The 16,223-nt window shown below is 69.8% G+C and carries 10 protein-coding genes; 8 read left to right on the top strand and 2 right to left on the bottom strand.

Translation table 11 applies throughout. From position 1 onward, the window contains the following. Positions 1-220: 220 nt before the first annotated feature. From E9232_RS14035 to E9232_RS14020, 4 genes are read left to right on the top strand one after another with little or no spacing between them, the layout of a single operon-like run. Positions 221-1,780 (top strand): sugar ABC transporter ATP-binding protein, encoded by a 1,560-nt coding sequence (locus E9232_RS14035; RefSeq protein ID WP_309794771.1) that lies wholly within the window; start codon positions 221-223, stop codon positions 1,778-1,780. Beyond that, positions 1,777-2,763 carry an ABC transporter permease gene (locus E9232_RS14030; protein WP_309794770.1) on the top strand — a complete coding sequence of 329 codons (987 nt, stop codon included), beginning with the start codon at positions 1,777-1,779 and terminating at the stop codon, positions 2,761-2,763. Before E9232_RS14035 ends, E9232_RS14030 begins: the two co-directional genes overlap by 4 nt. Beyond that, a complete protein-coding gene (locus E9232_RS14025) occupies positions 2,760-3,737 on the top strand; it encodes an ABC transporter permease (protein ID WP_309794769.1) in 978 nt (325 codons plus the stop codon). Before E9232_RS14030 ends, E9232_RS14025 begins: the two co-directional genes overlap by 4 nt. A 47-nt stretch (positions 3,738-3,784) precedes the next feature. Next, complete coding sequence (locus E9232_RS14020) at positions 3,785-4,786, top strand: substrate-binding domain-containing protein (RefSeq protein ID WP_309794768.1); 1,002 nt, start codon at positions 3,785-3,787, stop codon at positions 4,784-4,786. A 221-nt stretch (positions 4,787-5,007) separates the two neighbouring features. On the opposite strand, the gene E9232_RS14015 is transcribed toward E9232_RS14020, so the two are convergent. After that, positions 5,008-6,039, bottom strand: a complete 1,032-nt coding sequence (locus E9232_RS14015; RefSeq protein ID WP_309794767.1) for a LacI family DNA-binding transcriptional regulator — start codon at positions 6,037-6,039, stop codon at positions 5,008-5,010. 199 nt (positions 6,040-6,238) lie between these two features. On the opposite strand from E9232_RS14015, the gene E9232_RS14010 reads away from it, so the two are divergent. The 4 genes from E9232_RS14010 (at position 6,239) to E9232_RS13995 (ending at position 14,580) form a co-directional block, all read left to right on the top strand. Further along, a complete protein-coding gene (locus tag E9232_RS14010; RefSeq protein ID WP_309794766.1) occupies positions 6,239-7,333 on the top strand; it encodes a hypothetical protein in 1,095 nt (364 codons plus the stop codon). A gap of 204 nt (positions 7,334-7,537) precedes the next feature. Next, positions 7,538-8,788: a glycerate kinase type-2 family protein gene (locus E9232_RS14005; protein WP_309794765.1), complete on the top strand. Its 1,251-nt coding sequence runs from the start codon at positions 7,538-7,540 to the stop codon at positions 8,786-8,788. A 187-nt stretch (positions 8,789-8,975) separates the two neighbouring features. After that, a complete protein-coding gene (locus E9232_RS14000; RefSeq protein WP_309794764.1) occupies positions 8,976-11,684 on the top strand; it encodes a hypothetical protein in 2,709 nt (902 codons plus the stop codon). A 244-nt stretch (positions 11,685-11,928) separates the two neighbouring features. Beyond that, on the top strand, positions 11,929-14,580 hold the full coding sequence (locus tag E9232_RS13995; RefSeq protein WP_309794763.1) for a hypothetical protein: 2,652 nt from the start codon (positions 11,929-11,931) through the stop codon (positions 14,578-14,580). A 47-nt stretch (positions 14,581-14,627) separates the two neighbouring features. Here E9232_RS13995 and pdxR read toward each other — a convergent pair whose 3' ends face one another. Then, complete coding sequence (gene pdxR, locus E9232_RS13990; protein WP_309794762.1) at positions 14,628-16,142, bottom strand: MocR-like pyridoxine biosynthesis transcription factor PdxR; 1,515 nt, start codon at positions 16,140-16,142, stop codon at positions 14,628-14,630. Positions 16,143-16,223: the final 81 nt, after the last annotated feature.

Here is a 16,223-nt window from a genome sequence, read left to right as displayed (position 1 = left end):
GAAGGTCTGGCATGCGCCGCCGCGGCCCCTGGCTCTGAAAACGTTTTAACAGTTGCGCAGGGAAGCCGGTGGGCGCCGTGCCATTCCACAATGCTAGGCCAAGCGCCACGCCAGATGTTGACGTTTACATGGATTCATCCAAGGATGCGGCAACAGTCTGATGAATAGGCGCCGCTGCCCATGGGGCGATCCCATGGTGAAGAGCGCCGAGGGGAGGGATGTGAGCACGCTGCCGCAGGCTTCGTCGGATCGGTTCGCAGCAGTGCCGAGCGCCGCCATGCCGGTGATCGCCGCCGAAGGCATCGGCAAGTCCTTTGCCGGGGTCGAGGTGCTGCGCAGCATCGACCTGGCCTTGGCCGGCGGCGAGATCCACGCTCTGCTGGGCGAGAACGGCGCCGGCAAATCCACCTTCGCCCGCATCCTGGCCGGGGTGCACCGGCCCAGCGCCGGCCGCCTGCTGCTGCGGGGCAAGCCGGTCGAGATCGGCTCGCCGCTCGAGGCGCAGCGGCTGGGCATCACCCTGATCCACCAGGAGCCGATCTCCTTCCCGCATCTGTCCGTGGCGGAGAACCTGTTCATCGGCGGCGGCTCGGGTGGGCCGTTCGGCCGGGTGCGCTGGCGCGACATGGCGGCCGAGGCACGCCGGCTGATGGACGGGCTGGGTGTCGCCATCGACGTGACGCGGCCGACCGGCGGCCTGTCGATCGCCGACCAGCAGATGGTCGAGATCGCCCGGGCGCTGGCCGCCGACAGCCGGCTGATCCTGATGGACGAGCCGACCGCGCCCTTGACCCCGCGCGAGGTCGAGACCCTGTTCGCCATCGTCCGCCGGCTGCGCAGCGAGGGCCGGGCCGTGGTCTTCATCAGCCACCGGCTGGAGGAGGTTCGGGCGCTGTGCGACCGGGTCACCATCTTCCGCGACGGCGAGCATGTCGCGACCGCCGCCGCCGCCGACCTGCCGGATGCCGAGATCATCCGGCTGATGATCGGCCGGCCGCTGAAGGCCTTTCTGCACAAGGAGAAGGCGACGATCGGCGCGGTTGCGCTGGAGGTCGAGCGGCTGGGCCGCGCCGGCCGCTTCTCCGACATCGGCTTCACCCTGCGCCGCGGCGAGGTGCTGGGCATGGCCGGGCTGGTCGGCGCCGGCCGCACCGATGTCGCGCGGGCGCTGTTCGGCATCGCCCCGGCCGATCGCGGCCGCATCCGGGTCAAGGGGCGCGAGGTGGCGATCGCCGATCCCGCCCAGGCGATCGGCCTCGGCCTCGCCTATGTGCCGGAGGACCGGGCGGCCGCGGGCATCTTCCGGGCGCTGCCGGTCGACCAGAACATCACCGCCGCGGCGCCGGGCAAGATCGCGCGGTACGGCGTGATCCACCCGGCGATGGAACGCACCGCGGCACGGCGGGCGATCGAGAAGCTCAGCATCCGGCTGGCCTCGCCGCGCCAGCCGATCGGCGAGCTCTCCGGCGGCAACCAGCAGAAGGCGATCCTGGCGCGCTGGCTGATGACCGACCCGGAGATCCTGATCCTGGACGAGCCGACGCGAGGCATCGACATCGGCGTGAAGGCGGAGTTCTACGACATGATCAACGCCCTGGCGGCGGACGGGCGGGCGATCCTGCTGATCTCGTCCGAGCTGCCGGAGCTGCTGACCCTGAGCGACCGCATCCTGGTGATGTCCGAGGGCCGGCTGACCGCGGAATTCGACCGGGCCGAGGCGACCCAGGAGGCGATCATGGAAGCCGCCGTGCCCCGCCGGCGGGTGGGGGCGGGGGCATGACGACTCTCACCCGCCTGCTCCTGGCGCGGGAGGCCGGCATCGTGGTGATGCTGGTGCTGTTCTACGCCGTGGTCGGAACCGTCGAGCCGCGCTTCCTGACCTGGGAGACCTTCCGCATCGTCCTGCTGGCCATCCCGCTGATCCTGGTGGCGGCGATGGGCCAGATGATGGTGATCGTCGCCCGCCATGTCGACCTGTCGATCGGCTCGATCCTGGGTTTCGCCGCCATCGCCGTCGGCATGGTGTTCCGCGACCATCCTGATGTGCCGATCTGGATCGGCTTCCTGCTGGCGATGGCGATCGGCGCCGGGCTCGGCCTGGTCAATGGCGCTATCGTCACCGGCTTCGGACTGCCGTCGATCATCGTCACCCTCGGCACCATGAGCCTGTTCCGCGGGCTGGTGTTCATCCTGTCCGGCGGCCGCCAGGTCGACCCCAACCACATCCCGCCGGCCCTGATCCGCATGGCCCAGACCTCGCCGATCGAGATCCCGTGGATCGTGCTGATCGCCCTGGCCGTGGCCGTCGCCACCCATCTGGCGCTGCGCCACCTGCGCTTCGGGCGCGAGATCTATGCCATCGGCTCGAACCCGCCTGCGGCGCGGCTGCGCGGCATCCGGGTGGTGCCGGTGACGCTGGCGGTGTTCGCCCTGTCCGGCGCCTGCGCCGGGCTGGCCGGGCTGCTCTACGCCGCCCGCTTCGGCTACGTGAACCCCGGCATCACCGGCGTCGGCTTCGAACTGACGGTGATCGCCGCCGTGGTGATCGGCGGGGTCAGCATCAATGGCGGCGCCGGCAGCGTGCTGGGCACGGCGCTTGGGGTGCTGCTGCTCGGCTCGGTCACCGTCGCGCTGCCGATCCTCGGCGTCTCCGGCTTCTGGCAGAACGCGATCTACGGCGCCATCATCCTGCTGGCGCTGGTGATCGACCGGTCGGTGCGCGAAGGCGGGATCGGCCATCTCCGGCGCCGGGGGCGGGCATGACGGTGCTGCCGATGGACCAACGACCCGCTTTCTCCTGGCGCCGCGCGCTGCTGCGGCCGGAGGTGATGACCTTCCTGCTGCTGGTGATCGCCGCCATCGTGGGCACCCAGCTGTCGCCCTTCTTTGCCGATCTCGGCTTCGTGCTGGAGAGTTCGACCTACACCATCGAATTCGGCATCGTCGCCCTGGTCCTGACCATGATCGTGATCTCGGGCGAGATCGACCTGTCGGTCGGGGCGATGATGGCGCTGTCCACCTGCCTGTTCGCGCTGACCGTCAAGGCCGGGCTGCCGCTGCCGGCGGCGATGGTGGTCGGGGCCGTGGCCGGCGCCGCCATGGGCGGGTTCAACGCTCTGCTGGTCACCTGGCTGCGGCTGCCGTCGATCATCGTCACCATCGGCACCATGACCCTCTATCGCGGCATCGCCCAGATCTTCGCCGGCGACCGCTCGATCGGCGGCTTCCCCGACTGGTTCGTCGGCATCGACTTCGCCGCGGTCGGCATCGTGCCGGTGCCGGTGATCATCTTCGTGGTGCTGGCGCTGCTGCTGGGCCTGCTGCTGGGCCGCACCGTGTTCGGCCGCCAGATCTACCAGACCGGCACCAGCGAGATGGCGGCGCGCCATGCCGGCATCCGGGTCGACCGGCTGAAGACCATCCTGTTCGTCGCCTCCGGCGTGGTCTCGGCCCTGGCCGGGCAGATGATGGCGTCGCGCCTCGGCTCGGTGCGCTACGACCTGGCCTCGGGCGGCGAGCTGCAGATGGTGCTGATCGTGATGCTGGGCGGCACCTCGATCTTCGGCGGCCGCGGCACCATCGCCGGCACCTTCCTGGCGCTGTGGCTGCTGGTGATCATCCAGACCGGCATGACCGTGGCCAACATCGCGATCGAGGCGCAGCTGACCGTGCTCGGCCTGCTCCTGATCCTGTCGATCATCGCCTCCAACGCCATCACCGCGGTGCGGCGGCGCTGACCCTCAATGAAACGTCAAACCCAAATCATCAAACGAGGAGGAACACCATGCCCCGGAAGACATTGCTCACCGCCCTGGCCGTCGCCGCCGGCCTGTTCGCCGGCACCGCCCTGGCCGCCGACCCGGTGAAGATCGTCTACATCCCCAAGAACACCGGGAACCCCTATTTCGACAGCATCATCAAGGGCTTCGAGGACGGCTGCAAAGAGCTTGGCTGCGAGTTCACCACGGTGGCGCCGGCCACGCCGGAAGCCACCTCGCAGATCCCCTTCGTCACCGCCCAGATCCAGCGCGGCGTCAACGTCATCGCGATCTCGCCGAACAGCCCGGACGCGCTGAACCAGATCTTCGACCGGGCGCGGTCGCGCGGGGTCAAGATCATCGTCGTCAACTCCGACGTGCCGGGCAACGAGGCGCATCGCGACGCCGCCATCCTGCCGGTCGACTTCAGCCAGACCGGGTCGGCCCAGGTCGAGCTGATGGGGTCGATGATCGGCTACAAGGGCGAGGTCGCGATCCTGTCGGCCACCACCGACGCGCCGGACCAGAATGTCTGGATCGCCGACATGAAGAAGACGCTGGAGACCAACGCCAAGTACAAGGACATGAAGCTGGTCACCACCGCCTATGGCGATGACGACCCGCAGAAGAGCACCACCGAGACCGAGGCGCTGCTGGCCAACTACCCGAACCTCGCCGGCATCATCTCCCCGACCACGGTCGGCGTCGCCGCCGCGGCCCAGGTGGTGGAGACGGCGGGCAAGGCCGCCAAGGTCCATGTCACCGGCCTGGGCACCCCGAACCAGATGCGCCGCTTCATTGAGAACGGCACGGTCACGGCGTTCCAGCTGTGGAGCCCTTACAATGAAGGCTGGCTGGCCTCGCATCTCGCGGTCGGCGTGATGGGCGGCAAGATCGAGCTGAAGTCCGGCGGCAGCTTCGACGTGCCGAAGCTCGGCACCATCAAGATCGGCGAGAACAACCAGATCCTGACCCAGTCGCAGCCGACCACCTTCGACAAGAGCAACATCGGCCAGTTCAACTTCTGAGGCGAGAGGGATCCCCGTTGTTTTGGATTGCCATTCCCGGGCTTGATCGATGGGTGCCTGGGGATGGCATGCATTTCGAATGCACCCCTTTCTTGTTATGCCACGGCTTGACCGTGGCATCCAGGGGCGGTCAGAGCGGCTCTTGGTGGCCCCTGGATTGCCCGGTCAAGCCGGGCAATGACAGTAAAAGTTGAGGCCTGCGCCTCAGGGGGTTCGGCAGGCTACCGCTTCCCCCTCGGTCGGCCGATCGACCCGTGCAGCACCACGCTGCTGCCCAGCAGCACCCGGCGCGGCGGGACGTCGAGGCCGTCGAGGCGCTCCAGCAGCAGCCGGGCCGCGGTGGCGCCGACCTCCGCCATGTCGCGGTCGATCACCGTGATCGGCGGGTCGACCAGCTCGGCCAGCATGCGGTCGTCGGCGCCGGCCAGCGACAGGTCGCCCGGGATGGCCAGGCCGAGCAGCCGGACGGCGCGCAGCACGCCCTGGAAGATCTCGTTGCCGCCGGCGATCAGCGCGGTCGGCGGTTTCGGCCCGGTCAGCAGGTCATGCGCCTCGGCCGCACCATACTCCGCGGTCTGGGCGCGCGACCGGATCAGGCCCTCGTCGACGGTCAGCCCGGCCTTGGCCGCCGCCTTGCGGAAGGCGTCGGCCCGGGCCCGGCCCGGCCGGATCTTCTCCGACGCGGTGATCAGCGCGATCCGCCTGTGGCCCTGCGCCGCCATCTGCCGCACCAGGGTCTCGATCGGCCGGGCATGGTCGCTGTAGACCACGTCCGCCGCCACCGGCACGTCGCGGTCCAGGATCACCAGCGGCACGCCGATCCGGTTCAGCCGGTCGATCACCGGCCCGTGGGTCTCGTCCGCCAGGGTGATGATCAGCCCGTCCATCTGGCGCTGCTGCGCCGCTTCGAGGAAGGCGAGCTCGCGGACCGGCGAGCGGTTGGAGGAGAAGGCGAACAGCATGTAGCCGCCGGCGGACAGCACCGCCTCGGCCCCGATGGCGACGCGGGAGAACACCTGGTTGGCCATGTCGGGGATCAGGAAGCCGATGGTCCGGGTGCGGCTGGTGCGCATGGTGCGGGCGGCGGCGTTGGGCTGGTAGCCGGTCTCCGCCATCGCCGCCAGCACCCGGGCCCGCGTCGCCTCCGCCACCCGGGCGCTGCCGCCGGCGACGCGCGACACGGTGCCGATCGACACCCCCGCCCGCGCCGCCACGTCGCGGATGGTCGATCGGCGGGCCGGGAAAACGTTCACAGAAGATGCCCTCGGGCGGTCGGCCATGGATTCTTCAATGCAGCGGCTGTGAATCATGAAACGCGCATCCGGCGGCCAGGGCAAGGACCGGCTGCGCAGGGCATTTGATGGTGACGTTTACACAGGCTCGCCCGACCCGCTGGATTGATGCTACGAAACCGTCCTGGCCGGCGAGGCGCTGCAGGAAGGCGACGGGACGATGATCGAGTTCGCGGTGGATACGGTCGGGGTGGTGTTCAACCCGGAGGGCGGGCATCTGCACGACGTCGCGATCCGCTGGAACGGGCGGGAGATCCGGCCGCTGCACCGCGCCCCCTGGGTCGACAGCGGCGAGGCGCTGCCGGACGACGTGCCGCTGGGCCTGCGAAACCTCGCCGGGGACTTCTTCTGCGCGCCCTTCGCCGACAGCGACATCGACGGCGCGCCCGGCCATGGCTGGACCGCCAACGGGCATTGGAACCTCGACGGCATCGACGAGGAGGCGGCCGGCGTCACCGCCCGCTTCACCCTGCAGGAGACCGTGTTCGGCGCCACCGTGCGCAAGGCGGTGACGCTGCGCCGCGGCCAGCCGATCGTTTATCAGCGCCATGTCTTCGAGGGCGGCAGCGGCGCGCTGCCGATGGCGCATCACGCCATGGTCCGGGTGCCCGGCGGGGCGGCGCTCAGCTTCTCCGACAAAGCCTTCGGCATCGCGCCGCCCGGCCCGGTCGAACCCGACCCGGCGCGCGGCCGCTCGGTCCTGGCCTATCCCCAGCGCTTCGCCGGGCTGGACCAGGTGCGGCTCGCGGATGGCGGCACGGCCGACGCCGCGCGCTATCCCTTCGCCGAGAACCATGAGGACATCGTGCTGCTGGCCGAGGCGCCGGGCACGGCGCTGGGCTGGTCGGCGGCGCTGGCCGCCACGGACGGGTTCCTGTTCTTCGGGCTGAAGGATCCGCGGCAGTTGCCCTTCACCATGCTGTGGATGAGCAATGGCGGCCGCGACTACCCGCCCTTCTCCAGCCGGCACCGCCACGTGCTGGGGATCGAGGAGGGCTGCATGTACCTGCATCTCGGCCACCGCGCCTCGATGGAGCCGAACCTGCTGAATGCAGAGGGCTACCCGACCGTGATCGCGCTCGCGTCCGAAGGCCGGGTCGAGATCGCCTACGCCTTCGGCGCGATCCCGGCCGAGCCGGGCTGGGACCGGGTCGAGGCCATCACCCGCAGCGCCGCCGGGCTGGACCTCCGCATCGCCGGCGGCCCGACCCTGGCCGTGCCGTTCGAGGCGGACCGCATCGGGCTTGAATTGTAGGTTGGGTTCGCGCTGGCGAACCCAACGCTGGCTCGATCTGTCCGATGTTGGGTTCGCGATTGCGAACCCAACCTACGCCTTCCTCTTTCTCGCAGGGTGGAAAGGCTTTCGGCCCTTGCCTGCGATTCAGGCTTGAACGGCGCCGTGTCCTCGCCTTCGATGGCCGGGCCCGGCCACCGGCCGATGTCGTAGGGAAGTGTGTCCATGCCCGCGGATCTGTCCGATCGCGTCCTCCTCGAGGCCCTGTTCCAGGCCGCGCTCAGCGCCGCCTATCCGGAGACGCGGATGGCGCATCTGCTGCCCCAGCCGCCGAAGGGCCGCACCATCGTGCTCGGCGCCGGCAAGGGCGCGGCGCGGATGGCCCATGCCTTCGAGACGCTGTGGCCGCACCCCTGCGAGGGCTTGGTCGTCACCCGCTACGGCCACGGCATGCCGACGCGGCGGATCGAGGTGGTCGAGGCGGCGCATCCGGTGCCCGACGCCGCCGGCCTCGCCGCGGCGCGGCGCATCCTCGACCTCGCGGGAACAGCGGGGCCCGACGACCTGGTGGTGTGCCTGATCTCGGGCGGCGCCTCGGCGCTGCTGTCGCTGCCGGCGGCGGGGTTGACCCTGGCGGACAAGCAGGCGGTCAACAAGGCGCTGCTGCGCTCCGGCGCGCCGATCCAGGAGATGAACGCGGTGCGCAAGGCGCTGTCCGCGATCAAGGGCGGGCGCCTGGCCGCCGCGGCCGCGCCGGCGCGGCTGGTCACCTATTTGATCTCCGACGTGCCGGGCGACGATCCCGGCGTGATCGGCTCCGGCCCCACCGTGGCCGGCGGCGCCGATCCGGCGACCGCACTGGCGATCCTGCGGCGCTACGACATCCCGGTCCCCGACGCGGTCGAGCGGGCGATCCGCGCCAATGCCGCCCCGGCGATGCTGCCGCCCGCGGCGCTGCACATGCTGGCGACGCCGCAGATGGCGCTGGAGGCCGCGGCGGCCAAGGCGCGGGAATTCGGGCTGACGCCGCTGATCCTGGGCGATGCGCTGGAGGGCGAGGCGCGCGAGGTCGGCCGGGTGCTGGCCGGCATCGCCGAGCAGGCGGCCCGGCACGACCAGCCGGCGGCGCGGCCCTGCGTGCTGCTGTCGGGCGGCGAGACCACGGTGACGGTGCGGGGCCACGGCCGCGGCGGCCGCAACGCCGAGTTCCTGCTGGCCCTGGCGGTGCAGCTGCAGGGCCACCCCGGCATCGCCGCCATCGCCTGCGACACCGACGGCATCGACGGGTCGGAGGACAATGCCGGCGCCTGGATCGATGCGGCGACGCTGGGCCAGGGGCGGGAGAAGGGGCTGGCGGCGGCCGACTACCTCGCCGGCAACGACGCCTACAGCTATTTCGCGGCGCTCGACCGGCTGGTGGTGACCGGCCCGACCCTGACCAACGTGAACGACTTCCGCGCCATCCTGGTGCGGTAGCGCCGGGGCGCATACACCGCGGCCATAAGGTCGACACGAAAGTGCAATGGATTGCTGCGTTTCGCGGGCCCGTGTACAAAGCACGAGGGCTTGGGGAACAGTATTTCTTTGTTCTTTTATTTCCGAATGTGGAGAAGATTCGGAAAGCCGGGCCATGTTCGCCATTGATTTCATCGGGGGGGTAGTCATGACGCGAATTTCGGTCGGCACCGGCAATATCGAGGGCAACCAGAGGGCCCAGGGCGCGTCGGTCTCGGGGGACGGCCGCTATGTGACCTTCGACAGCTATGCGAGCAACATGGTCGCCGGCGACGGCAACGGCTTGCAGGATGTCTTCCTGCGCGACACGCTGACCGGCACGACGACGCGGATCTCGGTGGACGCCGGCGGCGGCGACGCCAACAGCCAGGCGCTGTTTTCGAGGATCTCGGACGACGGGCGCTACATCATCTTCCACAGCACGGCGAGCGACATCGTCGCCGGCGACACCAACAGTGCCTCGGACGTCTTCCTGCGGGATGTCCAGACCGGCACCACACTCCTCGTCTCGGTCCCCGCCGGGGGCGGGTTGGGCGATTCGCATTCCGGCAATGCCGATCTCTCGGCCGACGCGCGCTATGTCGTGTTCAACAGCAGCGCGACCAACATGGTCGCCGACGACACCAACGCCGTGAACGACATCTTCATCCGCGACCTGCAGACGGGGACCACGACCCGTGTCTCGGTCGGCGACGATGAGGCGCAAGGCAACAACCAGTCGCTGAACGGCCGGGTCTCCGATGACGGCCAGCGCGTCGCCTTCGTCAGCAGCGCCAACAATCTCGTCGCGGGCGACACCAACTCGAAAGACGACATCTTCGTCCGCGACCTCGCGGCCGGGACCACCGAGCGTGTCTCGGTCGCCACCGACGGGACCCAGGCGAACGACTATTCGGACAATGCCGCGATCTCCGGCAACGGGCGCTATGTCGTGTTCGAGAGCGCCGCCACCAACCTGGTGACGGGCGACACCAACGCGGTCCGCGACATCTTCCTGCGCGACCTGCAGGCCGACACCACGGTCCGCGTCTCCGTCTCCGGCACCGGGGCCGAGGCCGATGCGGCGTCGAACGGCGCCGAGATCTCGAGCGACGGCCGCTACGTCGTGTTCTCGAGCCAGGCGTCCAACCTGGTGGCGGGCGACATCGCGGGAAAATACGACGTCTTCGTCAAGGACATGGTAACCGGCACGGTGACGCGTCTCTCCGTGGCGCCCGACGGCACGGAGTCCAATGGCGACTCCTTCGAAGCGAGGATCTCGTCCGACGGCAGCACCGTCGTGTTCCGTTCGAGCGCGACCAATCTCGACGTCGGCCCCGACACGAATAATGCCAATGACGAGTTCCGGGTCTCGCTCTTCGCCACGCCCAGGGCCGATCAGCTGATCGGCTCCGACGGCAACGACACGATCGACGGGCTGGCGGGCGACGACATCATCGCCGGAGGGCTGGGCAATGATACGCTGATCGGAGGGGACGGGGCGGACCGGCTGTTCGGCGGCGACGGCAATGACACGCTCAACGGGATGGCGGGCGACGACACGCTGCGCGGCGGGGCCGGGGGCGACACCCTCGACGGCGGCGACGGCTCGGACATCGCCAACTACCAGGGCTCGGCTGCGGCGGTCCAGGTCAGCCTGCTGGCCGGCGAGACCTCGGGCGGCGACGCCGCGGGCGACACGCTCATCAACATCGAGAACCTGTACGGATCGAGCTTCGACGACAGGCTGGGCGGCGACAACGGCCGCAACATCATCGGCGGTGGGGCCGGCAACGACACGCTTATCGGCTTTGACGGCGATGATGTCATGGCCGGGGAAGACGGCAACGACAATATCAACGGCGGCGATGGCAACAACCGTCTCACCGGCGGCGCCGGCGCCGACACGATCAACGGCGGCAAGGACATCGATTCAATCGATGCCGGCAGCGACAACGACATCGTCTTCGGCAACAACGGGAATGATGTGCTCTACGGCGGCGCCGGCGACGATCAGCTCGACGGCGGCGGCGAGAACGACGTGCTGGAAGGGGCGGCCGGGGCCGACGCGCTGAACGGCGATGACGGCATCGACATAGCCAGCTATGCCAGCTCCGCCGCCGGGGTGACCGTCAACCTGGCGACCGGCGTGGCCTCGGGCGGCGACGCCCAGGGCGACACCCTGCATCTCATCGAGAATCTGGTCGGATCGGCCGTGGCCGACACTCTGACCGGCGACGCCAACGCCAACGCGCTGGTCGGCGGGGCCGGGGACGACGTGCTCGCCGGCGGCGGCGGGGCCGACGCGCTCAAGGGCGGCGCCGGCATCGACACGGCGAATTACGCCGGCTCGGCCGCCGGGGTGACGGTGAACCTGGCCACCGGTGCGACCTCGGGTGGCGACGCCCAGGGCGACACCTTCAGCAGCATCGAGCAGGTGCTGGGCTCGGCGCTCGGCGACGCGCTGACCGGCGACGCCAACGCCAACACCCTGTGGGGCGGCGCCGGGGACGATGTGCTCACCGGCGGGGGCGCGGCCGATCTGCTGAAGGGCGGTGGCGGCAACGACACCTTCGCCTATGTCAGCGTGACCGACAGCACCGTGGCGGGCGCGGGGCGGGACACGATCACCGACTTCAGCACCGGCGACAGGATCGACCTGTCGGCGATCGACGCGGACGGCAAGCCGGCCAACGGCAACAGCAGCTTCACCTTCGCCGCCGGCGGCCTCACCGGCCAGGCGGGCGAGGTGGCGGTGGTGGCCCTCGCCAACGGCTACCAGGGCGTCTATCTCGACATCAACGGCGACAAGAGCCCCGACTCCATCATCGTCGTCCTGTCCGACCACGCCCTGGCCGCGGCTGATTTCGTGCTCTGATCCCGCCGCCCGCGGATCCGCCGGGGCTCCGGCCGGCCGCCGGTGCGGCGCGTTTGAGACAAACGCCGGGCGATTGCCGGGACCGGTCGGGGCGTGTAGAACGCTGTGGGTCCGGCGTGTGAACCCACGTCCATTTTTCATATAATTCTTGTTCGCATCATTTTGTTTTAATTTTGATTTTCCGGTGGCGCTTCCCCGTTGGGGCCCGTCATCGGCAACAGATTCGATGGGGAGGTCTTCCGTCATGACCGTCAATGCCAGCTCGCTCACCCGGATTTCGGTCGACAGCGGCGGTACCAGCGCCAACAACATCGCCACCGGCGGCGTCATGTCGGCCGATGGCCGCTATGTCGTGTTCCAGAGCACCGCGACCAACCTGGTCGGCGGCGACGTCAACGGCTTCTTCGACGTGTTCCTGCGCGACACGCTGACCGGCACCACCACGCTGCTCTCGACCGCGACCGGCGGGACGCAGGGCAACAACGTCTCCAGCGTGGCTGCGGTCACCGATGACGGCCGCTTCGTGTTCTTCAACAGCACCGCGACCAATCTGGTCGGCGGCGACAGCAACGCTGCCCTGGATGTCTTCATGCGGGACACCCTGACCGGCGTCACCACCCGGGTCTCGACCCTGTCCGACGGCAGCCAGGCCAACGGCGCGTCGCAGAATGTTGACGTCACCGGCGACGGCGCCTTCATCGGCTTCCAGAGCACCGCGACCAACCTGGTCGGCGGCGACAGCAACGGCTTCAGCGACGTCTTCGTCAAGAACCTGTCGTCCGGCGCCGTCACCCGCATCTCGGTGGCGGATGACGAGTCGCAGGCCAACGGCAACTCCCTGGTCGCCCGCCTGTCCGACGACGGCAACCGCGTCTCCTTCGTCAGCACCGCCAGCAACCTGGTGGCGACCGACAGCAACGGCGCCGTCACCGACGTCTTCGTCCGCGACATCGCCGCCGGCACCACCACCCTGGTCTCGGCCTCCACCGGCGGCGGGTCGGGCGATGCCGGGTCCTCCGGCGCCTCGATCTCCGGCAACGGCCGCTACGTCGTGTTCCAGAGCGACGCGACCAACCTGGTCGCCGGCGACACCAACGGCGCCACCGACATCTTCGTTCGCGACCTGCAGACCAACACCACCATCCGCGCCTCCGCCGCCGGCGACGGCGGCCAGAGCAACGACCTCTCGGGCCAGGCGGTGATCTCCGCCGACGGGCACTACGTCGTGTTCTTCAGCCTCGCCAGCAACCTGGTGCAGGACGACACCAACGGGCTCCGCGACATCTTCCTGAAGGACATGGTGACTGGGAATGTGACGCGCCTGTCCGTCGCCGCCGACGGGTCGCAGCTGAACGACCTCTCGAACACGCCCCAGATCTCGGCCGACGGGCACTACGTCACCTTCCAGACCCAGGCGACCAACACCGGAGTCGGCGCCGAGGGCAACGGCACCGGTTTCGACGTGTTCCGGGTCTCGCTGTGGGCCGATGCGGGCAACGACCGGATGCTCGGGTCGGACGGCAACGACACCATCGACGGCCTGGCCGGCAACGACATCCTCCTGGGCGGGTTCGGCGACGACTCCCTGCATGGGGGCCTGGGCGCCGACCAGCTCAGTGGCGGGGCCGGCATCGACACGGTGGACTATGTCGGGTCGTCGGCCGGGGTGACGGTCGACCTGATCCTGGGCACCGGCCTCGGCGGCGACGCCCAGGGCGACACGCTGACCGGCATCGAGAACGTCACCGGCTCCGCCCTGGCCGACAAGCTGTTCGGCGACGGCAATGCCAATGTCCTGCTCGGCGGCGAAGGGGACGACACCCTTCGCGGCGGCGCCGGGGGCGACACGCTGGACGGCGGCAGCGGCTCGGACTTCGCCAACTACCAGGGCTCGGCCTCGGCGGTGACGGTCGACCTGCTCGCCCACACCAACTCGGGCGGCGACGCCCAGGGCGATGTGCTGACCAACATCGAGAACCTCTACGGCTCCAGCTTCGACGACCATCTCAGCGGCGACAACAACCGCAACCTCATCGGCGGCGAGAACGGCGCCGACACTCTGGCCGGAAATGGCGGCGACGACGCCCTGAACGGCGAGAACGGCAACGACATCCTCGATGGCGGCGACGGCAACGACCGGCTCGTCGGCGGCGTCGGCGCCGACACCATCCATGGCGGCACCGGCAACGACTCGATCGATGCCGGCGCCGACAACGACACGGTTTTCGGCGACGACGGCAACGACGACATCTTTGGCGGCGCCGGCGACGACCAGCTGGATGGCGGCGCCGGCAACGACATCCTCGAGGGAGGGGCCGGCGCCGATGCGCTGACCGGCGGCGCCGGGATCGACACCGCCAGCTACGCCACCTCGGTCGCCGGGGTGACGGTCAGCCTGGCCAGCGGCACCGGGCTGGGCGGCGACGCCCAGGGCGACACCCTGACCGGGATCGAGAACCTGAGCGGGTCGGCCCAGAACGATGTCCTGACCGGCAACGAGAATGACAACTCGCTGTCGGGCGGCGCCGGTGACGACGTGCTGACGGGGGGTGGCGGCCGCGATCTGCTGAAGGGCGGCGCCGGCAACGACAGCTTCGCCTACACCAGCATCGGCGACAGCACGGTGGCGGCGGCGGGCAAGGATGTGATCCTCGACTTCTCGACCGGCGACCATATCGACCTGTCGGCGATCGACGCGGACGGCAACAGCGGCAACGGCGACACCGCCTTCAGCTTCATCACCACCAATTTCACCGGCCATGCGGGGGAGCTGCTGGTGGTGACGGCGGGGGCGGTCCAGGTGGTCTATGTCGACACCAATGGCGACCGCATCGCCGATCTTGGCATCAACGTCTACGCCGATCACCCGCTGACGGCGGCCGACTTCGTGCTCTGACCGGGGGGCCGGGCCTGCCTGCCGCCCCGGGCGGCCGGCGGGCCCGGTCAGCCGACGCCGGCGTGGCGGCGCGGGCTGTGCTGCTCCTCGCGGATCAGCCGCGCCAGCAGCTTGACGCCGGGATCGATGCGGTCGAGCGGGATCGCGGAATAGCCCAGGCGCAGGAAGTTCTCCGGCGGTACCGGATGGTCGAAGAAGACGCTCCCGGGATCGAACAGCAGGCCTTGCGGCGCCGCCGCGGCGGCCACCGCATCCATCGACACGCCCGCGGGCCCTTCGACCCACAGGGCGGACCCGCCGGTCGGCACCCGGAAGTCGACCTCGGGCAGATAGGTCCGCAGGCCCTCGGCGATGGCGGCGGCTCGATCGCGATAGGCCGCGATCAGTCGCTTGATCGACGCGTCGTGGTGGCCGAGCTGCAGGAACAGGGCGACGGCGCGCTGGTTGTTGGCCGGCGGGTGGCGCACCGTCAGCCGCCGCATCGCCCGCGCCTCGGCGATGAATTCCGGCGCCGCGACGATGTAGCCGAGCCGCAGCCCTGGGGCGAGGGTCTTCGACACGCTGCCGACATAGATCACCCGGTCGTCGCGGTCGAGCGCCCGCAGCGCCGGTGTCGCCTCGCCGACATAGGTCAGCTCGCTGTCGTAGTCGTCCTCGACGATCAGCAGGTCGTGCACCGCCGCCGCCTGCAGCAGCTCGTGCCGGCGCTCCAGCGGCATGGTCGCGTCGGTCGGGTTCTGGTTGCTGGGCTGGACGAAGATGACGTCGCAATCGGCGAAGATGCCGGAGGGCCGCAGCCCCTGCCGGTCCATCGGCAGGTTGGCGATGCGCGCGCCGTGCTGGCGGCAAAGGTTGCGCAGGTCGGGATAGCAGGGCTGTTCCAGCCCGGCGGTCCTGTCGCGGTTCAGCAGCAGGGCGGCGGCCAGATACATGGCGTTCTGCGCCCCGACCGTGACCAGGATCTGGTCGGGCGACACCCAGATGCCGCGGCGCGGCAGCACCCGTTTCTGCAGCTGCTCGATCAGCAGCGGGTCGTCGCTGTCGACATGGTCGCCGGCCCAGTCGCGGATGGCGACCGAGCGCAGCGCCATCTGCGCCACCTCGCGCCATTCCGCGGTCGGGAACAGGGTCGCATCGGGCTGGCCGAAGACGAAGGGATAGCGGTAGCTGTGCCAGTCGGCCGGCTTGGTGGTGACGTAGCGGTGGCGCGACGGCCGGCTCGCCAGCCGCCCGGCCCAGTCCGGCCGCCGCACCGGCGGGTCGGCCCGCACCCCGGTCGCCCGGGCGTTCTCCAGCGCGGCGGGGTCGACCATGTGCCGCGACCGGCTGCGCGCCGAGATGAAGCCTTCCTCGGTCAGCAGGTTGTAGGCCATGGTCACGGTGTTGCGGCTGATGCCCAGGATCTCGGCCAGCCGGCGCGACGACGGCAGCGGGGTCTCCGGCGGCAGTCGCCGGTCCAGCACCGCCTGGGCGATGGCGCCGCGCAGCTGAACCTGCAGCGTCAGGTCCGGCCGCTGCGTCAGCTTGACCAGCTGCCGCCACAGAATGTCGTCGGCAGCCAAGCATTTCTCCCGCGTCCGCGACCCCCGGTTGCATATGATCTTATTTCGACGCGCGACGCAATCTGGACCCATCCGTGGCGA

The organism is Inquilinus ginsengisoli, from assembly GCF_031453975.1.
Taxonomy (GTDB): Bacteria; Pseudomonadota; Alphaproteobacteria; order DSM-16000; family Inquilinaceae; genus Inquilinus; species Inquilinus ginsengisoli_A.
Note: the sequence above shows the minus strand (reverse complement) of the source record. Positions and strands in the feature narration are given on the sequence as shown.